17 protein-coding genes are annotated in these 23,314 nt (G+C 48.7%); 4 read left to right on the forward strand and 13 right to left on the reverse strand.

The genetic code is table 11. The features are described 5' to 3' along the window. Window positions 1–14: 14 nt before the first annotated feature. The 6 genes from EL633_RS33805 to EL633_RS33830 all read right to left on the reverse strand — a co-directional run bounded on the left by EL633_RS33805 (window position 15) and on the right by EL633_RS33830 (window position 8,804). Window positions 15–1,667 (reverse strand): cation:proton antiporter domain-containing protein, encoded by a 1,653-nt coding sequence (locus EL633_RS33805; protein WP_161982673.1) that lies wholly within the window; start codon window positions 1,665–1,667, stop codon window positions 15–17. A gap of 299 nt (window positions 1,668–1,966) precedes the next feature. Further along, complete coding sequence (locus EL633_RS33810; RefSeq protein ID WP_161982674.1) at window positions 1,967–2,857, reverse strand: RDD family protein; 891 nt, start codon at window positions 2,855–2,857, stop codon at window positions 1,967–1,969. Window positions 2,858–3,237: 380 nt separating this feature from the next. Next, window positions 3,238–4,173 carry a UV DNA damage repair endonuclease UvsE gene (uvsE, locus tag EL633_RS33815; protein ID WP_126631611.1) on the reverse strand — a complete coding sequence of 312 codons (936 nt, stop codon included), beginning with the start codon at window positions 4,171–4,173 and terminating at the stop codon, window positions 3,238–3,240. 88 nt (window positions 4,174–4,261) lie between these two features. Beyond that, entirely contained in the window at window positions 4,262–5,287 is a 1,026-nt protein-coding gene (locus EL633_RS33820) for an endonuclease/exonuclease/phosphatase family protein (RefSeq protein ID WP_126631612.1), read from the reverse strand. A gap of 72 nt (window positions 5,288–5,359) precedes the next feature. Then, window positions 5,360–5,974, reverse strand: a complete 615-nt coding sequence (locus tag EL633_RS33825) for a DNA-3-methyladenine glycosylase I (RefSeq protein ID WP_246039318.1) — start codon at window positions 5,972–5,974, stop codon at window positions 5,360–5,362. A 172-nt stretch (window positions 5,975–6,146) separates the two neighbouring features. Beyond that, a complete protein-coding gene (locus tag EL633_RS33830) occupies window positions 6,147–8,804 on the reverse strand; it encodes a CBM35 domain-containing protein (RefSeq protein WP_126631613.1) in 2,658 nt (885 codons plus the stop codon). A gap of 442 nt (window positions 8,805–9,246) precedes the next feature. Between EL633_RS33830 and EL633_RS33835 the strand changes: the two genes are divergently transcribed. Continuing rightward, on the forward strand, window positions 9,247–10,365 hold the full coding sequence (locus EL633_RS33835; RefSeq protein ID WP_126631614.1) for a substrate-binding domain-containing protein: 1,119 nt from the start codon (window positions 9,247–9,249) through the stop codon (window positions 10,363–10,365). A gap of 89 nt (window positions 10,366–10,454) precedes the next feature. On the opposite strand, the gene EL633_RS33840 is transcribed toward EL633_RS33835, so the two are convergent. Beyond that, window positions 10,455–12,260: an ArnT family glycosyltransferase gene (locus EL633_RS33840; protein WP_126631615.1), complete on the reverse strand. Its 1,806-nt coding sequence runs from the start codon at window positions 12,258–12,260 to the stop codon at window positions 10,455–10,457. Between the two features lie 416 nt (window positions 12,261–12,676). Between EL633_RS33840 and EL633_RS33845 the strand changes: the two genes are divergently transcribed. Then, window positions 12,677–13,168, forward strand: a complete 492-nt coding sequence (locus EL633_RS33845) for a GNAT family N-acetyltransferase (protein WP_161982708.1) — start codon at window positions 12,677–12,679, stop codon at window positions 13,166–13,168. 191 nt (window positions 13,169–13,359) lie between these two features. Here EL633_RS33845 and EL633_RS33850 read toward each other — a convergent pair whose 3' ends face one another. Both EL633_RS33850 and EL633_RS33855 read right to left on the reverse strand, forming a co-directional pair. After that, entirely contained in the window at window positions 13,360–14,202 is an 843-nt protein-coding gene (locus EL633_RS33850; RefSeq protein ID WP_126631617.1) for an SDR family NAD(P)-dependent oxidoreductase, read from the reverse strand. 101 nt (window positions 14,203–14,303) lie between these two features. Next, on the reverse strand, window positions 14,304–14,939 hold the full coding sequence (locus EL633_RS33855; protein WP_126631618.1) for a CGNR zinc finger domain-containing protein: 636 nt from the start codon (window positions 14,937–14,939) through the stop codon (window positions 14,304–14,306). Between the two features lie 198 nt (window positions 14,940–15,137). Between EL633_RS33855 and EL633_RS33860 the strand changes: the two genes are divergently transcribed. Next, window positions 15,138–16,490 (forward strand): cytochrome P450, encoded by a 1,353-nt coding sequence (locus EL633_RS33860; RefSeq protein WP_126631619.1) that lies wholly within the window; start codon window positions 15,138–15,140, stop codon window positions 16,488–16,490. Window positions 16,491–16,520: 30 nt separating this feature from the next. Here EL633_RS33860 and EL633_RS33865 read toward each other — a convergent pair whose 3' ends face one another. Further along, the gene (locus EL633_RS33865) at window positions 16,521–17,606 is read right to left on the reverse strand and encodes a hypothetical protein (RefSeq protein ID WP_126631620.1); all 1,086 of its coding nucleotides are present in this window, start codon (window positions 17,604–17,606) and stop codon (window positions 16,521–16,523) included. A 284-nt stretch (window positions 17,607–17,890) separates the two neighbouring features. On the opposite strand from EL633_RS33865, the gene EL633_RS37975 reads away from it, so the two are divergent. After that, window positions 17,891–18,016 carry a hypothetical protein gene (locus EL633_RS37975; RefSeq protein WP_281275968.1) on the forward strand — a complete coding sequence of 42 codons (126 nt, stop codon included), beginning with the start codon at window positions 17,891–17,893 and terminating at the stop codon, window positions 18,014–18,016. Window positions 18,017–18,230: 214 nt separating this feature from the next. On the opposite strand, the gene EL633_RS33870 is transcribed toward EL633_RS37975, so the two are convergent. The 3 genes from EL633_RS33870 to EL633_RS33880 all read right to left on the reverse strand — a co-directional run bounded on the left by EL633_RS33870 (window position 18,231) and on the right by EL633_RS33880 (window position 23,233). Further along, a complete protein-coding gene (locus tag EL633_RS33870) occupies window positions 18,231–20,000 on the reverse strand; it encodes an APC family permease (protein ID WP_126631621.1) in 1,770 nt (589 codons plus the stop codon). A gap of 154 nt (window positions 20,001–20,154) precedes the next feature. After that, on the reverse strand, window positions 20,155–21,684 hold the full coding sequence (locus tag EL633_RS33875) for an APC family permease (RefSeq protein ID WP_126631622.1): 1,530 nt from the start codon (window positions 21,682–21,684) through the stop codon (window positions 20,155–20,157). 118 nt (window positions 21,685–21,802) lie between these two features. Next, window positions 21,803–23,233 (reverse strand): methyl-accepting chemotaxis protein, encoded by a 1,431-nt coding sequence (locus EL633_RS33880; RefSeq protein WP_126631623.1) that lies wholly within the window; start codon window positions 23,231–23,233, stop codon window positions 21,803–21,805. Window positions 23,234–23,314 lie beyond the last annotated feature (81 nt).

A 23,314-nucleotide genomic window follows, 5' to 3' on the forward strand; every position in this document is an offset into this window, starting at 1 on the left:
GTTTCTTCATTGGGTCAAGTACAGTAAACGACGATGTAGGCGGAGGTAGGCAGCCCCATCTGTCGAGCCTGGAAGGCCACATTATCAGGTGACAGACGGATCGATCCGCTTGCCTGTACATCACTATTGCTATAGTCGCGTGGTTTACGCGCATCCAACAAGATAACCTGCTCCCCCCGCTGGATCAATTCTCGTAAATCTTTGAGTATGATCCTTGAAGGCGCTCTCTGCTGTTGATCAACCGCCACCGGAGCAGACTCAGGCGCTTTTTTCTCTTCCGTCGCTTCTTGATTAATGACTGGTAGTGGCAACCCGCGGGTAACTGCTGCACTTGCAGGATCTTTCTCGGTTGGTGGTTTCTCGGCTGGTACATCCTCAACTGGTAGGTTTTCGGCTGGCAGGTTCTCCGCTGGTGCCGGAACTAAAGGTAGCGGTGAACTGCCATCTGGAGTTGTCCCGAGCTGATTTTGTTGGCGTACATTACGCCGTTGTAATAACAGCGGCAATCCACCATGTGAGATTACTGACAGGAGCACGACCAGTGAACAGATCAAAAACAGGTATTGACTGCCAGGTATGCCGCTAAAGACAGGCAGGAGAATTAGCAGCAGCGAGCTCAGACCGCGTGGCCCAAACCAGGCAATCAACTGGCGTTCCTTCCAACCAAGTCGTACCCGTGCCAGTGACAGATAAAAGGCTATGGGGCGTACCAGTAGCGCGCAGACCGCGAAAATGATTAGCGGTATCGTCAGGATTGTCAGGCCACCCCAGATCAATGATGTGCCAAAGAGCACAAATGTGAAGAGCAAGGTTAGCTCGGCCGTCGTCTCGCCATATTCAAGGAAGCAGTCGCACAACTCGATATCCAGGGCCGAAATAGTGAGTCCTGCCACGAATGCCGCCAGGAAGCCACTGCCATGGACCGCTTCAGCGGCGGCATAGGCTGTAAAGGCGATACCAAGCGAGAACAACGACTCATAATCACGCCTGATGCCAAAGCGCTTGCGGATCAGCGCCATCGTTGCCACGCCGCATACACCAACCAGCATGCCGGCACCGGGTCCCAGCACACAGAGATCAAGGGCCAGACGCCCCCAGTCGGTTGGGGTGAGTCCATTGGACTTGGATAGCAGTTCCATCGCTACCAGTACAATCGGTAGCAAAACCGCATCATTTAAGCCACTCTCGAGGCGTAAAGCCTGGCGTGCCGTGGGTGGAATATCATCGCGTCGCAGCAGACCACGTAGCAGTACAGGATCCGTGGAGGCCAGTGCCGCGCCTAATAAAATAGCGGCCACCAGAGGCAAATGCAATAGCCCCCAGGCCAGCAATGCAATTAAAGCGGTGGAAAGCAACGTTCCTGGTCCCAGTACCAGGAGGGTCAAAGGACCTGAACGGCGAATCTCATTAATATCCAGCGAAATCGCATCTGTAAATAGCACCAGAGCCAGGCTAAGAGTGGTGACCGTGTGTAAAATAGGAGAATCAAGCGTTAAATTGAGCAGCCCCAGGCCCGCCGGCCCCAGCATAGCCCCGATAAGCAAGAACACAGCCACCTGTGGGAAGCCCGTACGCTCAATGATACCTGACAGCAAGGCCGCGATGATGATGACGATACCAACCAGGGCCAGTACGCCTATCAGTGCTTCGTTACTAAATTCACTCACTAATAAACAGCTCCTATTATTGCATTGAAAATAAGCGCGAACGCCGCTCCCGACACACATTCTACTTTATACTACATCACGTTCCATAGAGCGTAAAAGTTTGGGATAATCAAACCAGCACCATCGAGGAAGGTTGGAAAACCGATCGATCTCCATGTTGAAATACTACCACCGATTCAAATCCAAGCGCCAGCATCAGCGTATCCTGTACATACAGGCCAGTTTTTTCGCTCAGTGCGAAGCATTATTTCAACTCCGCTATGATATGCATCGCGACATACTTCTAGCTATAGAAATCTTTATGGAGTGCAGTTCCAAAAAGCACCTCCGTCACTGGTCCATCCTTGTGGGAAGTTATCCCAATGGAGCATTAATTTACCATCGCACGTTTGCATTTTTCCTTTCTGAATAGATTTTACGTGAATGGGATACGTGATGATACTCCTTGCCGCTTTATCCGTTCCCCAACTGGGCGAGCCAAGTTGATATGACTGTACGCTGTTATTCAATAGCTGACGCGTATTGTATAGACCCTCAATGACCAGCGGGGGACGCCCATAGTAATAAAAAACAGTGCAACCAGCCACACAACATGTCAGAATAGCCACGAGTATTACTGTACGTCGATGGCGCTGGGATGCTGGATATGGTGGGTTGGGGAGCGACTTTTTATCAACCACAATAGTGCGAGCCAGCAGATCGCCCAGGCGCTGGTGTTTTTCTGTGCGGCTGATAATGATCAGCGTCAGTAAGCCTGTACCAAGTACATAGAAAATCTGAAGAGCTTCTAGTGGACGCAATAGATTGCGCAGAAACGCTTGCCATGGTGTAATATGCCAGCTTCTCCGTTCAGCTGATGCCGGGATCACATACAAGCCTAGCATCGCTTTTCCAATAGTCGTACTGAACAGAGTTTCCAGCACAAAAAAGTAGCTAAAGGTAAGCAAAGCCAGCCACCACCAATCAACGGTTGTCGTGGCTGTATATATGGACCAACCATTTTGTGCTAGCAGTAGAGGCATACCACTTGTGACATGAACAACGCCAAAGGTTGTATTGACCAAAAAACCTAATCCAGCGAGACAAAGAAGGTCCAATAGAGCGGCCAAAAGTCTTTGCTCCACCACAGAAACATTGAGCGAAGAGTTTACATCGATTGATGAATTGAGATTGGCATGACCAGTAAGCAATAATATCTCCTCTTTCAATAGTGTCTATCCAACACAAAAAAATAAAAAGAGATCATTGTAAAAGCACCAGAAAATGATACCAGTCTCAGTATAGTATCATTATATAGATTAAGTTACAAATAGATATGTTGTCTCTAAAAGAAATTTTAAAGCGAAAAATCCAGGATTTATGTCCTTTAGGGTGAAGCGGTCTGCATCCTCATCAAGATGCTGCCGAAGAGTGAGCACATCCCCCAGCCGTTACGCTAGGGGACGTGCTCAATAGGCGTGAGCGTATCTATGACCACCACCTGCTTTGACCTTGATGAGAAAAAAACAACCATGTTAAATGAATGATAAGCGATGTAGGATCAGCATAGATAGAAAATTAGTGGCATTATTTATAAAGTGGCCGCTGCGTAGATACCTTCGATCTGTTTCGTGTTGATCAGGGTAGCGATCTCAGGTGAGCCCTCTCTCGCGAGGATGGCAAGTTCCTGCCGTAGTTTGAGCAGGGTCTGTTCTTTGGCTTTGCATTCAAGCATAACGTCATAGCTGGAGCCTGGGACGCTGGCGAGGAACTTGCTAAATGCGTTGACATCGACATAGCTGCTATGGGCGCCCGCTCGTTTGGTTGGATCCTGTTCAGAGTAGTGCAACTTGGGCACACGGTCCTGCCAGGTGGCGAAGATGTTGACCCAGGGGAGGTTGGCCAGGGGCATTTTGCCGTTGATGGCATGGTGGAGAGAATCGACAATTAATGGAATTCCGGTCTCTTCACAGATAGGCAGTAGTTCATCGACGGCCCAGGAGCGCTCATCGTTTTCCAGACGGATGCGGCGTTGAATTTCAGCTGGTAGAGAGCGCAGGTTGCGCTTGATGCGCTCCGCCGTCGCGCCGCGATCTCCATAGACACCACCTCCATGAAGCACGATATCTCCATCGATGCCCAGGATATCCATCAGATAGCAGTGATAGTGCAGATCTTTGACACTCCTTTGCCATACCTCACCGTCGGCGGAAGGGAGTGTAAACTGACCTGGATGGGTGGAGAGACGCATGCCCTGCGCCAATGACGCGATTTCATGGCGTAGCGGGAAGGCAATTTTGGTGAGTTCAACCTCATCATGTGAACCAAACGGCACCAGATCAGACGAGAGACGATACATCAGCACATTATGTTCATGATTCCAGCGCAAGATCTCCGCCAGCAAAACCATATTGGCATCGACCAGCGTCTGTAGATAAGGTAGTCCCTGCTCGCGTAGCGTAGCCAGCCGCAACGTGCGAAACGTGTTTTTCATGGAAAGATTGATACAGGCATATCCCAATTTCATCGAGCCATCTCCATCGTATAGTCATTGCATTGTCGTAGGTATAAAAAGGAGACGCACCAGTGAGAGCTTCTGTGTCAATTTGTGGAGATCAGAGCGAGAATGTACCAATCAGGATACAATGCTGGCTACCACGGGCCGTGCAATCGGTATCCAGTTGTAATGGTTTGACGTTCGGACTCACAAAGATGTAGTCGATACGCAGGACTGCCCAGACCTGATTGAGGAGCCGCCATCCCCAGGAATTTCCAACTCCCGTGCCTACCGCCAGCTGGGTATCCTGAAGTCCTGTGACGAGATCCTGGTAGGCCATTTCGCGCTCGCTGGTATTCATATCGCCCAGGAGCAGTAGATGCTCATGCTGTTTCAGTAGTGGCTGCAGAAACGTATTAAGCTCTTTAATCTGGTTATCACGGCGTTGAGGACAGTAAAAGCAGTTATACACAGTCTGGATCGCTGAGATAGGATGTGCATTAACCACCAGCAGCGTTTTGCCTTTACCAAGGTCCAGCCGCGCCCACATCACACGGGGAATATCCCAGACTGTACGCGAGCCATCGGACGCCTGGAGGATGCCATGGGCCACAATAGGATACTGGCTCAGTAGCGCCTCTCCCGGTGGCACCTCATCCTGTTGATAGAGATGGTAAGGATACTTTTGCTGAAGATCTGTCGCCACATCAAGTCCGTTCGCATCGGCCTCCTGTAAGGCGACAATGTTTGGCTCCTGTAGATTAATGATGTTGCGTAGATAGCCGTCGCGTTTATTGCGACCACGAAAATTCCAGGTCAGTGCTCGTACCTGTTGCGCGCCCACCGTTGGGTCGCTAGCTGGTCCGCTAAAGCGGGGTGGGAACCAGAGGGTAAAAAGGAGTAGACCCAGCACAAACACGACGCGTAACACGGACGTAAAACGCCAGAATAAGAATGGCAGTAGGAATAGCAACGGAATAAAGAGATAGGGGGCGAAAATATCCGCCAACGCCAATATGCCCTCACGTTGTGGAAATAGTGCATCGCCCAACAATAATATATCAACCACCAGAAGATACAGCAAGGTGATGATTGTTAGTGCCTTAAAACGTTGTTTCCTCCAGATATGTAAAAACCAATCCATCTTATTCCTTCAAACCAATCTTATAATTTTACTATGCAGTCACTCTCTCTCTAATATATATCGCAAGAACAGCTACAAATGTCTCTCTACTTCTCGCGACATTATTTCAGCGTTCCGAAAGCAGTCCGGCGTATGATCATTGACCATACCAACGGCCTGCATAAAGGCATAACAGATTGTCGCGCCGACAAAGCGGAAGCCGCGCTTCTTCAAGTCCTTACTCATGCGCTCACTTCTGGCGATCCCCTGCTGCTCTTCAGGATGGTGCAAAGGTGTTCCATCTACAAATTGCCAGATGTAGCGATCGAAGCTACCGGATTCGCGTTGAACCGCAAGAAAAGCTTTCGCGTTCTCAACTACAGCATGAATTTTCAAGCGATTACGAATAATACCTTCATTGGTGAGCAAGTCCGCTTTTTTGGCCTCATCGTAGTGTATGATCTTCTCAGCCTCAAAGTTCTCGAAGGCTTGACGATAATTCTCACGTTTTTTCAGCACTGTAAGCCAACTCAAGCCAGCCTGAGCGCCCTCTAGATTCAACATCTCAAACAGCAAGCGGTCATCGTGGACCGGGACGCCCCACTCCTCATCGTGGTAGGAAAAGAACAATTCGTTGGTCTGTGCCCATGCGCATCTTGTCTTAGTAAACATATTGCTACGCGTATCAATACTATTTTCTTCTATCATAACACAAATATACTGCAATGATGTTATTAGATCCGCTCATGGAATAAAGATTTAACGGTAGAATGGCGGTAATACTCGCATCATGCGGTTCCTTTCATATGCTCATATTACCATATTAACGAAGCCGGCCAGGCAAAAATTACCTGACCGGCGGGAAAAGAAGTTTAGCGCTTTAAGCTGCTGAGAGCTGGAGATAGTCGAGATTGACGTTACCACTATCGTTACGATCATATTTATAGGTGATGGTATTGCTGCCCGCCTTGAGTACAAGCGTTTCCACCCTATCACCCCATGTGTCCCAGTTGCCCAGTTTTGCCAGATTGATGGTTTTACTGCGCTTGCCATTGACATAGAGGTTAAGGGTACGCGTGCGGTTAGTGCCATTAGCATAGCGTAGATCGGCCTTATATTTTCCAGCCTTCGCAACCGTTACGGTAAAGGTGGTAGCCGCACCCTGGTGCCAGTAGCCATCGACAAAGCCAGAGCCAGAATAGTTGGCATGATTGGTGTTGACCGCGGCCCGGCCAGACAGTTTTGCCTGTTCGGCCTCATACTTGTTGGCACTATTATTTGCCTCAGGATCATCCCCATAGGCGAAGCCGTTACCGCTAAAGCCAACATAGACACGTCCGGCTATATTCATGTCGCCATTGACCACATTCGCATTATCATAGATGCCCAGCGGGGCCGTAGACAGTAAGCTCCAGGTTGCGCCCTGGTCAGATGAGCGATAGATGCCAAAGCTCGTATCGCCATTGGCCTTCCCATAGAGATAGATCGCAGGATAGCTCGTGCCAGGTAGTGTCTTACCGAAGCCAAAGGCACGTGCCTCCTGGACCGCGCTTACTTTGGTCCAGGCACTCTGTCCGGCATCGGTGGTATACCACAGCCCATCCTTTGCCGCGCTCGACCAGACGTGTCCTGCGTGACCTGGTGCCGCATGGATCTGACCAAAGACATGGCAGTCACCACTCTGGGCGCAGGCCGGTGAATTAGCCGCCGTCACAAATGTCTTACCACCATCGGTTGAGGTCGAAAAAGTGCCGGTAGATGAGGTACCAGTGGAAAAGGTAATGGCATAGAAAGCGTTATTCACCTTGTCGGACGCCAGGGCGCGTTTGGAGCCCCACCAGAACAGCCAGTGGGTATCTTTAGGATCGCTCAGGCCAGTGCTCTGTGTCCATGTCTGTCCACCATCTTGAGAATAATAGGGAGCAGTGCCCTGACCAAAATTACCGGTACTGGGAAGCCAGACCAGATTATTGGGATCGGTGCTCGAGATAGCAATATTTCCACCCACGGCACCCGGTGGGATACTTCCAAAGAGCTTCCAATTTTTGCCACCATCGGCTGAGATGGCACCCCGGGCCGTCAGGGCTGGATAGTAATTATTTTTCGCCTGGACGGTTACGACCGTACTGGGATTGCCACCGCTGTAATCCAGACTTGTGCCACCCCAGAATGCCGAGTCGAGCAGTGGTTTGGCGGGATAAGCATCCACGTTCTCATGATAGAATCCCTGGCGATCATAGATGGTTGAGATCGTAGCGCCTCCAGGAGGGGCAATCAGATCTGTGGAGACCGTCTCTTCAATGCCCTGTGAATAGAAATTCCAATTGATTGTTGGGCCGCTGTTATCAGAAGAGTACCAGACACCGGTCCCCTGAGGAAACCAGAGTTTATCGGGCACCAATGGATCAAAGGCCAGCTCCGCACTGGACATAAAATTCACTTCATCGGTCTGCGTTATCCAGGGAATAGCCTGAGAAGAAACGCTGATATTGAGCGCGGTCCACGTGCTACCGCCATCGGTGGTACGCCAGATATTGCCATTCGAAATGCCGCCCGCACCTGCAATGACGCGCTGCGGATTATGCGGATCGACTGCTATGACATAGCTATTACCACCGGGTGAAGGAGAGATGGTGGTCGCTGTATTGCTGGTTGGTGAGTAACGCTCCACCGCACCCGCGCCTGTGGTCGCCTGGATTGAGACGTACAGCGTGCTATCGGAAGCCACATTGGCGGTATAAGGGATCTGATCGGTACTGATGACGTTGTTCCAGCTTGCACCAGCGTCCTCAGACTTATAAACACCTGAACCGGCTACGCCGACATAGATACGTGAGGTCTTGCCATTGGTGACGCTGCTGGTTGGATCGAAGAGTACAAATTCGTCACCTGCCGGTGTGTTTCCGCTATTTGTGCCGACCGGTATGCTACTGGTTGGCACCTGCGTCCAGTTTTGTCCACCATCGGTCGTGACCCAGAGACCCTCTTTAGGAGAGCCAAAGTACGCCACATTATCATTGTTGGGGTCAACCGCCAGCCGTTCGCTGCCCTGGCGATAATCCGCATTGCCATCCATAGACCAGCGCTGACCATTGTCCGTAAAAGTCTGACCCTGGTTGGAACTTTTGAGGATGCGCCCATTTTGTGTACTGAGATCATTACCGGCAGCCAGATAGAGGGTCTGAGGGTTGCTTTTACTGACGGCCAGGCTCACAACATTATAATCACCCTGGGTGGGATTGGGCACCGCGCTTGCCGTCACCAACTGTTGCCAGGTATCATTGGGCCCAAGTTTGTATGCGCCACCAACATCGGTTCGTACATACATCAGTCCAGGGACGGTAGGATGAATAACTATCCCTGTCACAAAGCCGCCACCACCGATTTTGAGCTGTTTCCAATTATAGCTGGGATTGGCCGCATGGGTCGTTCGTAGAGGTTGAAGCACAAAAAATAGTAATGTAGATAAAGTGAGCGCCGCCAGCATTATGCATGTAAACGCCACATAGCGTCTTTTTTGCACCTTTTCATGGGACATAATGAAATCCTTCCATTAATCCGAGAGTGTGTTGTTACTACAGTGTCCATACACATACACCAGGTTTCTGCATCTCATTGCAGCAAAATAGAAGCCTGTTCATCCATACAACAGGACAAGAGTTATCAAGATAGTATTTCTGATCCCGCTCCTTTCCAAGATAGTGTAAGTATTCTCAATAGAGTAGCTAGTTTTAGATCTTACTGGGATATCCCAAGTATAAAGAGAAAGATGATAAAATGTCAATGCTTCTGCCTTATATTACCTGAAATACTAAGGTATAAGCAATTTATGCTTCTTTTGAGAGCGGTAAATATTAGATTTGAAGCTATTGGGATACTCCAATACTTCGTTTTTTGGAAAAAAAGGAGCAAAAAAGCCATGCATATGGTACGATAGTGTTGTTCCGTTTTTATCCTTACTGCTGTAAAAAGAGGTGGGCATGAAAGATAGTACCAGCGATCAGACTTTGACGAAAGTGGAAGAGGTGCGCAAAAAGATTCGTGAGATGGCTATTGAGAAAGGGCCGGATGCACAGTTGCTACCGGTACGTGAATTATGCGAACTCTTCTCGACCTCGCGTATCACTTTGCGTGAAGCGCTGGCCCCATTGCTGGCCGATCGCACCCTTTATAGCAAGGAGCGCGAAGGCATCTTTGTCTCACCGCATATCCACCATAAGTTAGTCGCTATCTTATTCGATGCCTCGGTCTTTGCGTTACGCGGTGTTTCGCCATTCTGGACCAATCTATGGTTTTTATTTTCGCAGGAGGCCGAGCGGCGAGCACGTTTTAAGCAGCAGACGTACGAATTTTATACTATCATGCCAAACATGGATGCAAGCCATTCGCTGCCCGATCAAGTCATCCAGATGATCACCAACCAGAAAGTTGATGGTGTCCTGGCCGTTGGTTTAAGTTCTCCACTACGTGAGTGGTTGCTAAAGCAATCTATTGCCTATGTATCATTTGCTGGTGGTGGACCCTGGGTTGTTGAATTAGATTCCGTTGAAATGGTCACGATGGCGGCCCGCGCGTTGCTCCAACAGGGGTGTACTAAAATTGGTCTCTGGCAGATCGCGCTTCAGCGTCAGGAGCAAGATGATATTCAGGATTATGCCACCTTTCAAGGCTTGCAAAGGGCCTATCAAGAGGCACTTCTCCCATTCAATTCCCAGTACTCTAAAATTCTTCCGCTACCAGTTGTTCAGCCAACATATAGCATGCCATTTCAGGAACAGGGCTACTTGCTTGCCAAAGAATACTTTAGTCTTCCTGAAAGTGAGCGGCCAGATGGAGTGATCCTGGGAGATGAGATGCTGGCCCATGGCGCTTTAACCGCTTTGCAAGAACTTGGTGTGCGTATAGGACAGGACGTGAAAATTGCCTCACATGCTAACATGAACTCTCCGATGCTGTTTGGGTACCGCAACATGACGATATTTGAATTTGATGCCATTGAAATCGTGCAAACAATGTTCTCCTTGCTTGATACCTTGTTGCAGGGCCAGACGCCTCATGCGCCGGTAACCTCTATCCTGCCGCGAAAAGTGCAGCGCTAAAGAGAGAGAAGGAACGCCATTGCCGATAGTGATCACTATCGGCAATGGCGTTCCTTCTCTCTCTTTGTATTCTGGTAAGCCTGTTTGTTTTAACGCCCTGGTGGCCTCTTCTCAGACCGATAGAGGATATAGCCATCAAGCTTATGCGGGACAAAGTAGTTTCCACCGGAGTCATTGATAAATTTGGCCCATGCTTTTAGCGCTGGCAAGCAGTTGTATTTCTCGTTTGTTAGCGTGAGATCTGAGGCACACATAAAGGGTGGTCTCTTTGAATGATTGACCGCATCTTCAAATGCCTGGATGCGTTTATGCTGGTCGCTAATCCCTGCACTTGCTTGCTTTAGCGTTTTATAGGTCTCGCCCGGAACATAATCACCACCAATCGTTGAACACATAATGGGATGTTTAGTGTTCATAGTAGCCTGAATCAGGCTATAGCAGGTCCAGTGATCGGTAAAGAGATAGGACACATTGAGGGCTGTAAGCTGTTCAATGAGATGCTGGCGTCGATTACTGGCGGCCTGTGCTCTGGGAACTTCCACGAAGGCGATAACTGTGCCACTAATCAGAATAATAGCCAGTGCCGCCAGGATGAAGCGACTGGCATATAATCTAAATTTCGGCCATGAGATTTCTGGTCTAAGATGGGTAGCGGCCTGCCATAACGGCGCCAGAATTACTGGTGTAATGGCGACAAGGCTTACAATATAGCGTGCGTGATAGCCTGGTTGGTCAATGGGACCGGAACTATTTACGTACGTGAGTATGGCCAGAATGCCCGCACCAAGCATACACAGGCGGGCTATACTGATCACCCGTGTTCTATGTTGCTCTTCTACACTGAGGCTATCCTTGGTGCTTCTGAGATGTCTGAGAACCAATACAGTCATTACGACAGAGGCGATAATCAAGAGCAGATAGCCGATGCTCCAACTGGACTGAATAATACCGCAGGCCAAGCTTCGCCTTGTATTATCACCCATAAAAGGATACTCAATGACAGGACAGAAAGGCGAACTGGTCGCGGTCGGCAGGCTAACCTGTACGGTTTCGACCACTTTATGCCAGAAGGTTAATTGTTCTGGTGTTGCCGTGGTAGGCCTGCTGCCCGCCATGCCAAACAAGACACTCAGCGGATTCTTTCCATGAGGAATATCATTGGTGATCGTATAGATAATCGTTGGGAGCAAACCAATCGCACCTCCCACGAGGCCTGTAAACCAGCCACCCCAAATGACTATTTCGCGCCAACAGATAATAATAAGTAGCAGGGTTGACATGGCATAGAGAGGCGCACCCACCATATCGCTCCAGAGTCCAATTCCCACGATAATTCCAAAGAGCGCATATCCTGCCAGACGTTTCAGCCTGGTGCGAGTGGTGGCTTTAGGATCATATGAGAGCGAAAGTAAGGTAGCAACAAGAAATGAGAGTGAGCCAAACAATAAGGTTTCGGCAGAGCCACCAGTACCCAGGGTCTGACGGCTTAAGTAAGGAATCGAACCAACACTCAGCATGGCAATAGTGAATAGAGCCATTTTTTGAGAATAGATTATACTGGTAAGCTTATAGATAACATAAAAGAAAAGACCGATTAATAAAATAACCCCAAGCCTTAAAGCCGTGATCGATGATCCCCCCGTGAGATGATAAAAGAGGGCTCCAAGATAAGCTTCAATGATGCCCATGTAGTCCTGGCCATAGAACATCAATGGAAATTTTCCCTTGTAAGCGATATCATTGGCAATGATAGCCATGATTCCTTCATCACTATTGGTGGGAGGCCAATGTAAGACGACTAGCAAGATACGTAAAGCTACGGCAAAAGCGATGATCGCAGCCGCAATGAGGCCGTACGAACTTATTTTTTTATTTAAAATACGCACACCTGGCAATGGTGCCTCCTCTATCTTAACGCTGCAGACAACTTTGTCATTAATTATCTACCATAGATAATTAACTATTCTACTAACTGGCAACCCCAAGGTCAAGAAAGAGGTTCTATCGGGCCAGTGTTTTGGAACTTTTGTGTTGCCGACCACGGCTGGGCTGCCTGATTGTCTGCTTTATGGCTTCTCTATTGATTATAGTCCCCGGTCGTGCATCTCATGAACATTGTTCGTCTCCTCTTCCGTACAACCGTAGCGGGTTCCCTGAATAAAATCAAGCTCTATTGATAAAACTTCTCATAGGGCCATAGCATAGACAAAGTTAGTATATTCTGGTATATTAGAACATATGTACAAATGAGTTTCTGTATTGTCTGTGTAGATAATTCACTAATTAAGCGAGGGATTGCATGGAAACCGGATTGAATACTATTGATGGCTCTGGTGTCCTCTTGAGAGACGTTCGCGAGAGTGACCTGCCTATATTCTTTGAACAGCAATTAGATAAGGACGCGAGTTGGATGGCAGCCTTTGTATCGAAAGATCCAGCCAACAGGGAAGCCTTCAACGCACACTGGAGCAAGATTCTGGCGGCTGGGAATCCCATCCAGACCATTCTCTTCAATGGAGAAGTGGCGGGCTATGTCGCAAGCTATACAGATGAAGAGTTAGGGCACCCAGAGGTTACCTACTGGATCGGGAAGCCCTATTGGGGGAAAGGAATTGCCACCAGAGGACTGGCTATGTTTCTCCAGCAGGTTCAAACACGTCCCATGTATGGGCGTGCCGCTAAAGATAATATAGGTTCTGTGCGTGTACTAGAAAAATGCGGCTTCACTAGAATTGGTGAAGACAGCGGATACGCCAATGCCCGTGCCCGGGAGACTGAAGAGTACATCCTGCGATTAGAGTAGCATTAGGTCTTGTCCCCCAATACATTTTCATTAAGCATTATTTGGTGCGTAACACAACGTAGCGGCAGGTCTTGCATCTGCGACCTGTGGGCGTACGACCATGCACAAGTCGTACGCGGCACATCGTCTTCGCACAAAAACGTGTTTTAGCGATATATTATGTTAACGAGTAGCAGGGGCTTGCCCTGCTGCTACGAGTGCTTCTGCGATTTTGTGATGGGTTGAGCGTGCTGTGGATAGAGTTTGCGCATGTTGTCACCAAACATTTTGATTGCCTGTTTACGCGATAGGATGCGGGTAGTGAGAAAGGCGGCTGCACGATTGGAGCGTCCAGCAATTTTACTGGGAGTTTTACCAAGGGCATTAATCGCTTCAGTGATAGTTGGTCCGGGTTCCATATAGGGCATAGGAATCGCTTTATAGTGTGGTTGTGCATGGTGAAAGCCAGGCGTATTGGTGGCGCCAGGCGCGAAGCCAAGGACATCGATGCCAGCACCACGTAGCTCATCCCATAATCCTTCAGCCAGAATCAAATTATAGGCTTTGGTGGCGGCATAATTTGTGACGAGGGCGGTACCCTGTAGCGCAGATGCAGACGAGAAGAAAATAATACCACCATGACCGCGCGTCCTCATCAAGCGTCCAAAGTGATAGGACAGATTCAGCGGAGCCAGACAATTAATCATGATCTGACGTTGTAATGTTGCCAGTTCAACATCCAGTAACGGACCAACCGAGGAGAGTCCTGCAATATTGGCAAGCAGACCGATCTCCAGATCAGAGGTTGCCTGTTGTACTTCGCTAAGAAAATCAGGAGTAGACAGGTCCAACACCAGTGTTCTGGCCTGTATATGGTAGGTTTGTTGCAAAAAAAGCACTTGCTTCTGCAATTTTTCGGCGTTAACATCCACGGCTACAATATGAAGTCCACGCGCAGCAAGCTGATTGGTACATTCTTTTCCCAGACCAGAGGCCGCACCAGTGACTAATGCCCAGGGACCGTAATGTTGTTCAAAAGACAATACTGACGGCATTATAAAAGGAATCCTTCCATTATGATGTGAAACAATGAAATAAAGAGATATGTGCCTTTTTCTATTTTACCTCAAATACTACGCTTGCGTGGTTCTCTCTGTCACGCATGCGTTGCTACATTGTTTTTGTGGTAATTATGGAATGAGCGAGAACGATGCATACAACTGAGGCTGCACCACTGGCGCGTGCCACTTCTGGTTGTGTCATAAAAGAACAGAATGCAGCGCTCATTCTTACAGACATGCAGGCGCTGCTGATCCTTCGTGGTAAAGAGATGTAATGCGGATAACGCAATAGGGAGGATAATGGCCCCTTGCTGTGGATCGCGTAGACGGATGACTGGTTTCACACTTTGGGCCGTGGTTTTATGCAGGGCAGGATAGCCCAGGGCAAGGATCCTGTTTAAGTATTCGAAGGTGTCTTCATCGAGGGATTGCTGTTCAATTAAACAGGTATACAGGGTGCGCAGAACAGTGCGGAGCATTTTTACTTCTAGCAGCAGGTTCGTATTCCAGTTAATGGGTTTTTCTAGTACCACAAAATGACAGTCATCGGGATGTTGCTCACACGCCTCATCCCACCAACGCGCCAGAGCCGCCGTCGATGAAAGCATATCACGCTTTTTATCACGCACGATTATCTCAGTATTCACCAGATCCAATGCCAGTGATCCACTCAGAAAAAGGCTCTCATGCATTGCCTCCTGAGGCAGAGTCTGTATGGTTTCGCCCATCATCCTCCTCCATTTCAAAAGGATACTGCTTCTCCCCTCATTATACAACTCTATCCTGGCATTGACCAATATGTTTTTTTTGTATATGGGATTAGTATAGATGGATAATCTTGACTTTATTATTTTAGTAGTATTAACATCAATATAGTATTCATACTTTCACCATAGGTGTAAATTGATTTATCTGCAGGAGAGATTAAGATGGTCACCTCTAACACATCTCCGATCACGAAGGCCGTTCCTTTTACGCATGAGCATTTTCTGCTCGGTAGCTATAAAGAGTTTTTACAGGATCGTATGGATTTCCTTCCACGTCTGGCTCAGCAGGGGGATGTGATGGGTTTTCACATCGGGCCGGTGCCAATGCTGCTTTTCAATAAAGCTGAATATGCACACTATGTGCTGGTTGAGCATGCAGACGACTTTTCTAAAGGTCGGCTCATGCGTAAAGCTGTGGGCAATAATGGGCTGTTTGTCAGTGAAGGAGCGTTTCATCGTCGGCAGCACAAGTTGATCGCACCTGTTTTTCAACCACGCCACATCGTCAGTTATGCTGATACTATTGTCAGTTATGCCGGACGTGTTATGCAGGAGTGGGAAAATGGCGCGATCATTGACATTAACAAATATATGATCCGTTTTACGATGAGTATCATTGGTAAGGTGCTCTTTGATACTGATTTTCTTAGCGAGACCGACGATCTGGGATCCGCTATTAATATCGGCCTGGCTCATGCGGTGCGTACACTGACCACACCTTTTACCTTGCCATTGAATATTCCAACGCCTCACAATCGGCATGTGCGCCAGGCGACTCAACTGGTCGAAGCGCGCCTGCGCCAGATGATTGAGGAACGCCGTCAGAACCCTGGCGAGCGCAATGATCTGCTCTCCCTGCTCCTACAGGCCAGGGATGAGGATGGGCAGCCAATGAGTGAGCGGCAATTAATCGACGAATGTATGACAGTTTTTACGGCCGGACACGAAACGACGGCCGCCGCACTGGCCTGGACATGGTACTTGCTCTGTACCCATCCTGAATGCTACCAAAAGCTCCAGCAGGAAGTTGATCAGGAGCTTCAGGGCCGTTTGCCCACATATACCAACCTGCCCAGACTCTCTTATTGTTTACAGGTATTCAAGGAGACCATGCGTATCTATCCACCCGCGCCAGGCATCTTGCGCGAAGCCTTGCATGATCTGGTGATCGATGGCTACAAGGTGCCAAAAGGGGCCACGCTGATGATCTCGCCCTATACGCTGCACAGACGGTCCGATGCCTTTCCTGATCCTGAGCAATTCCAGCCTGAGCGTTTCACGCCGCAGCAGGAGAAGCTTCTACCGCGCTCAGCCTACATTCCCTTTAGCGATGGACCACGTATCTGCATTGGTAACCACTTCGCTCTAATGGAAGGGCAGTTATTGATTGCCGCTATCGTCCAGCGCTATTCCTTTCGTCTGGTACCTGGACAGCATATTGTGCCCGACATTGCACACAACCTCGCCCTGCGTCCAGGAGGTAAAGTAGAGGTCGTTGTCTCTACGCGGACCTGAAGAGCTGATTAGCGTTGTTCTAAGCAGGAATTACTTATTCAGCTCTAGTAATATCGCATCAATAACCGTACCGGTGCGCCTCATTTGGAGAGGTCGCCCGGTCATTTTTGCTTCGCGAATCGCTTGCAACACCATTGGCATATCCTTACGAATACGCTCAATTTCACTGGCCTCACGCTGGTAGCGCTGAAAACGTGTCAAAAGATTATTGAAAGAAATAGCTACCGGCCAGAGCATATTATCTGGTGTCGTAGGCACGCGAGCTGTAAAGTCTCCATTGGCGACCTGACGCTGGGTTTCGATGATATATTGGATGCTCTGCTCTAATTGCCGCTTCTTCACCGCATCATTGCGTTCATATTCAGCGATTTCGTGTTCCATAGCCGCTAACTTTTCGGCTTTATTCGCTCTCTTAAGAGCCTTATTGGCACTAGTGACCCACTGCCATGTAACCACAGCTACCGCTAACTCAAGGAGTAGTGGACGTGAGATGACGACCGCCCAGCCGGACATAGCAAGGTAATGGTTGAGGTCAGCCGCCCGAGGTCCAAATACGATATCCAGGGTGATAAAGATACAGTTAAATAAGCAAACCAGAAATACAGTGGCGGGATTGAGTAATGAGACTGCGATAAGTTCGGAGGCGATCATGATATCAAAAAGTGGGAGATTGATCAGGCCGATGCCACCCTTTGCTGCCAGCGCTGTTGTGATGTTGCCTCCATCCATTACCAGCAGCATAATTAATGTGGCTGCCGTAATGTGACTATGGCGGATAAGCCAGGCCATGACAAAGATCAAAACGAAGACGACGATAGCCGAAGTTATGAAAACAGGCACATTGAGATTGGTAGTAACGCCCATTGCAGCCATAAACAGCACAACCAGAAAGATAATAAATAACAGCGTCAGGCTGGCGAGGCGACCGCGACGAAATGCTTCCTGTTGTTTGAATGTGGCTTGAAGTCCGGGGTAAGGGGGGGCTGTATAGCGATACCATAGGGATCGCGCACGTTTCCATAGTGGATCATTTACGACATGTATCTGATCGGTATTTACCAAACGCTTTGTGTCAAGTCCAGCGTTCCTGGAAGGGGGTGGAACATAGTTGTTCATATCTGACTACCTCGACTTCCTGAACTAAAGAACAGATGATAGCTCTAACATAGCGATATTAAACGTTGCTGCAGAAAAAATGCGCCTTTTTCGCCTTGTATTTTTAATGAAGAATCTCAGACATCTATAGATGTATATCAACTTACGGAAGGTAAATATCTTGTCTTATGATGTCTTATAAAATATCTTCTATTAATTTATAGTAACGAAGTAATTTTAACTTATTTCTTATAAAGTTGCTAGCATGGCATCGCCACCCGTAGTACTTTATAACCAGGAAAAATATGCGTATTCAGACGTATATTGAAGTCACCAATCGGGCTAGCGAGGGTGCGGCGATCATGATCGTAAATAGGGACATTAACATGGAGAGAGGAGACGGCAATCATAAACATGAACAGGAACGTTAACGTGGGCCGTCTCCTGGCTTTATGTGAAGGTTCCTGAGCATGACCGTGCTGGGTCTGAAAGGTTGCTATGTGAGATGTGTCAGGTCTTGCGTATAGGGCTCACTCGACGTAGCGCAAACATTGCGTACGCTGAGTGAGCCCTATATACTTCACAGGCTTTGTACGTGGAATGTATTAGCCTGTATGGCTGCTAAGGTTGTCTGCGAGCAGAGCCTTATTTTTCGTCGAGGGTAGCTTCCGTTGTGTTTTCAACGGGAGTCTCATCGACAGTGCTGTTTGTATCAGCGGGTACCGTCCCATTAACCGGTGTGGCTGTCTCATTAACTGGTGTAACTGTCTCATTGGCAGGAGTTGACAGTACGTCTGTATCAGAAGCATCATCGCCACGGACAATATGTCCCATGCGCTCGTATTGTAGAGGGCTTTTGCGTTTCAGGTATATTGAGTATCCTGTTCCGATTAAGACCCAGACGATAGGGAACAATGGTAAGATATTGAGCGGAAATGGTGTTGGTGCAAAGCCCAGGTTGGTGAAGAAGTCTCCAATGCCAGGGATAGGAGGCATGATGAAGGAGACCAACGGGATCAACAGGGCCAGGGTACTGATGACCGGGGCAACAATGTGGGTGAAGACGTTGAACTCTTTATGCTTCCAGGCATAGACAGGAGAAGCAATATTTACCAGAATGTATACCACGATAAAGCAGATGGTACCGATAATGGCCAGCCAGCCGTAGCTGCTAATACCATTGGTCTGCTGCCAATCTGCATTACTGGCGATACCCAGGGCATAGTTGACGCTACCATCTTTATTTGTGTGCTGAATGACCAGTCCCAGGAAGAGCAGTACCAGGGCGGTGAACACGCTCTGGAAGATGCTGGCAACATAGGGACTTTTCCAGCGGGGATGGGTTTTGCCAAAGCGGCCTGGCAGAATCTGCTCACGTCCCATGGCATAGAAGTAACGAACCATACCGTTGTGGAAGGTCAGGTTGGCTGAGAATGTACCGACGCTAATCGCGATCAGCATGACTACAACCAGCCAGCCACCAACATACTTGGTTGCCAGATCGAAGTAGGGTCCAGGTGCATTAGCGATATTACCTAATGTATCACCGGCATGCATCCAGCCCATACCAATAATTGCGCTATATGTGGTCCAGAGATACAGGACAGCCAGTCCGGCGATAACACTGAAGAGAGCGATCGGCACATTACGGCGAGGGTTACGTGTCTCCTCGGCCATAGCCGCGCCGGACTCAAAGCCGACCCAGCTCCAGACACCGAGTGCCATAGCGATACCAATACCGAGCGCACCACCAGGTGAGACACCTTTGAGATTAGCGCCAGCGGTTGTAAAGGTGTGCACAAAATCATGACCGGAGACGCCACCTTTGATGGTGATGACCAGGTCAAAGAGCACAAGGCTACCGATTTCAATAATCATAAATGGTGCCAGGGCCAGGGTTGACCATTTCACATCAAAGTAGGCCATCAAGGCAACGATAAGAGTGCCAAGCAGCGAATAGGTGAGCCAGCCGCCAGGAATATGGAAATTGAGGAAGGTGGCCAGGGTATTATCGGTCAAGCCACCAAAGGCAGCCTGAGATGCCGCCTCAAAGATCGCGTATCCACCCAGCATCAGCCAGCCAGATAGAAAAGCTGTGCGTGATCCCAGGCCGTGGGAAATCCAGGTATAGAAACCACCGGCGGAATTTAAGCGGCGACTAAAATAAACGATGGTAACCGCCAGCATCAACAAGCCGATAGCCGACAAAAGAAAGACCAGGGGGGTCGATGCACCAGCCTGGGAGGCAATGGTTGGAACGTTAAAGAACATAGCAGCAATAGGCGCTGCACCAGCGATACAAAAGAATAAAATTCCAGGCAGGCCCAGCGCATTTTTGTGCAAGGTATCAACGTGTGCGGAATCAACATCCACATCTTGCACTTGCTCAGGCAACTGTTTCTCTGATAAGGACATTCCTTGTCTCCTTAGATCAAAATAAAATGTGTGAGTCGGGCCGAGATCCTTGATAAGAGTGATAATAGCGATCTCGGCTGAACGTAAATGAGTTCCCGGACTGTATAAGTCCAGTATTTTCCTTTCTCATAAACAACTGATTGTTTATAGACAACTAATTGCGTGGTGTCGAAAGATCCTGCCAGGCAGCCTCACTGGTCGCGAACATGCTGCCGATCGCACCAATAACAACACCAGCGATTGTCAATCCCCCGATAATCAGGAGCCATGTTCCATTAGGAATGAGTGGCGTCCATGAATTGAGAATAGTATCCACAATAGCGATTCCACCAGCCACGATCCCGACAATCGAGAAGATTTTTAGGGTGGTTGCAGAGAACAGGCGTGCATCGCGAACCAGTTGTGGAGCGGTTTTCAGCAAGCGGAGCATATTAAAGAACAGAAAGAGCGTGCCACAGGCCCAGAGAAGTGTCGCACTGGCAACCCCGACAAAATATACCTGGTTAACCAGGTCGGCAGCATTCGTGCCATTAACGAACAGGGGAACCAGGACAAAAAAGAGCACTGATAGCATGACGGCCGCAAATGTCTGTATCCAGATAGCCGCAGTCGGAACACGATTTTTGTTCAGACGAGCCATCATCGCAGGTAGGCGTTGGTCGATACCTCCGCACATGAGCAAACGAGCGTAAGAAAAGTTATACGTCACCGTCGCCAGAAAGAAGGTACACAGCACACAAAGGGTAGCGATATTGCCCCAGACTTTGCCCAGCGCCATATCAATCGTCGAGATGACACTAAAGAGCATATAAGCACCTTGCTGGCCCTGGACAATCAAGATAGCGGCAGTAACCAGGATATAAAATAAGGTTGCGAGAATCGGACCCCAGATAAGATAACTGGTGATGATACGGCGGCGCTGCGTCGCATTCTCAGGCAACATTTCGCCAGCCATATTGAGTGGTATATTCACGCCAAGATAGCCCAGCGTAATCAAGCCAAAGAGCCCGAAATTACCGCCGCCAGAAAATGGATTCCACCAGGGGGTCCAGTTGATCGTCCAATTACCGAACTGACTAAAATCTGTGGCGGAGTGATGACCGTTAAGCAACCAGGTCATGCTGGCCGCGACAATTAATAACACCACAAAAATAAGTAAACAAACGGTAATGTTGATCATATTTTGTACAACCCGATAGCGGGCTTGAGCCACCAGCGCAGAAAGAATGATCAAGGCGCTAAGCACAAGTCCTTGTTGCCATGGAGCTGTAAGCCAACCACTGTTCAGACCCTGGAGATAGCTAACAATCAAGTCAGAGGTTGCCAGGATCAACAATGGATTGGGAATCCAGTACAGGAAAGTGGCGAAAAATCCCATGAAAGGACCAAAGGCTTTGTTGGTCCAGTTATAGAGAGAGCCTTCGTGAGGGAACATAATTCCCAACTGGGCGGTGATAATTACACATGGAAGTAGAAATGTTAGAGCACCAGCAATCCAGAACGTAATGCCGGCTGCACCACCCGCGACCGCGTTAGGCACGTTGGTGATAAAAAAGATAATCACCACAAAAGTGAAAAGCATGTCGCGCTTCGAAAGGATCTGCGGCATTGTCTTTTCAACGTAGGTCTCAGAGGGAAGTGGCGCCAGACGTGCTGCTACCTGCTCTTCCTGTATCGACTGCATAAAAATCCCTTTCGTAGTAAGGATATGGGAAGGTAGAGGCTATGTATATGGTATGTGTGCTCTCTACCTTCGCTACCCTCATACGTTGACGATATCGCTGGACACCGTCTGGCTGGTATTAACGTAGGGGTATCTCACTGATACTATAGGGTTGAGGTGCTTCCTTTAATTTGAAGACCCCAACAATGGAAAGCAGTTGTTCTGCCTGTGCGGCGAGATGATTCATCTCTTGCGCAACTGCACGCACACTGGTACCACTCTGTTGTGTGGTGATTGATACATCTTGCATAATTTCCGCCACATCGGTTGCCGATTGCAGCAGATATTGGATACGTTGATTGATGCTCTCTGTATCCTGTGCCTGTTGTTCAACCAGGCGGAAAATCATCTGTAGTGTTGTATCTGTTTCCTCGACGAGAGCGGCTCCAGAGGCGGTCTCACGTTCAGTTTCTTGCATAGCGGTCGAGACCTGGTTGATCTCATCAAAAACGCTTTGCACGATTCTACTAATCTGAGTCGTCTGGGCCTTGGCTGTCTCCGCCAGGCGGCGAATACTCTCGGCAACCGCGCCAAAGCCTTTTCCATTTTCACCCGCCATGGCCGATTGGATTGCGGCATCCAGGGCTAAACGATTGGTATGATTGGCAATATCATTGATGACGTTTACGATCTCACCGATATTGCGCGAATGTTGACCCAGTGTTTGCACTTTTTCTGTCGTTGTTTGCACATTTACCAGGATACGGTGAATACCTTCGGTCGTCTTTGTCGCCGTCTGGCGTCCATCCGCCGCAAAGCGTTGTGCCTGTTGCGCCTTACCGCTCAAATCCTGGACGTGTTCGGCCACCTGACGACTTGAGACCGACATCTGTTGCACCTCTTCAACTGCGCGCTCAATATGCGTTAACTGGATGTCGGTACGATTAACCAGCATATTCATGCGATAACTGGTCTCAGTGGTGGACGAGCGCACCTGTTGGGCATTGTCTTTCACGTGGATTACCAGCGCACTTAACTGTTCCACCATATAGTTGAAGGAATCGGCCAGTGTACCCAACACATCTAACGTTACCTCAGCCTCAACTCTTAGATCTCCCTCACCTACGCCACTAACTTCATTCAGAAGTTTTTCAATGCGGGCCTGGAGTTGATCGCGTTGGGTCTGGGTCTGTTGTAAGAGATACACGATATTGTCCAGCATCTTATTGATCGATGCAGAAACGATTGAGATTTCGTCGCGGCCAGTGACCTGGGCTCGTTCATCGGTGTTGCCATTTCCAATACGTTGTGTCAAACGGACAAGATAACGTAACGGTTGTGTTATTGTCATATGCGTGAAATAACCAAGAGCAAAAACAATACCGGTAGAAAACAATAGCGCCAGAATAATTTCTAGAAGAAATGAATTTCCCTGTTCGGCATTCAATAAGTGAGATTGCGTAACTTGCCAGTAAATAATCGCAATAACGATATCAGGAATCACGGCTGCCAGCAAGAAGACCAGAAAGAGGCGACGAAAAATAGGCAGGCGCATGAGTAATTTTTGCATGCTAGTGTTGCTCCTTCATACTTGAGTTGTGTTGCTCTGGAGTCCACAAGCAAAGGACAAAATAGAGAGAGCTCATTTTAT

This window comes from Dictyobacter alpinus, assembly GCF_003967575.1.
Lineage (GTDB): Bacteria > Chloroflexota > Ktedonobacteria > Ktedonobacterales > Ktedonobacteraceae > Dictyobacter > Dictyobacter alpinus.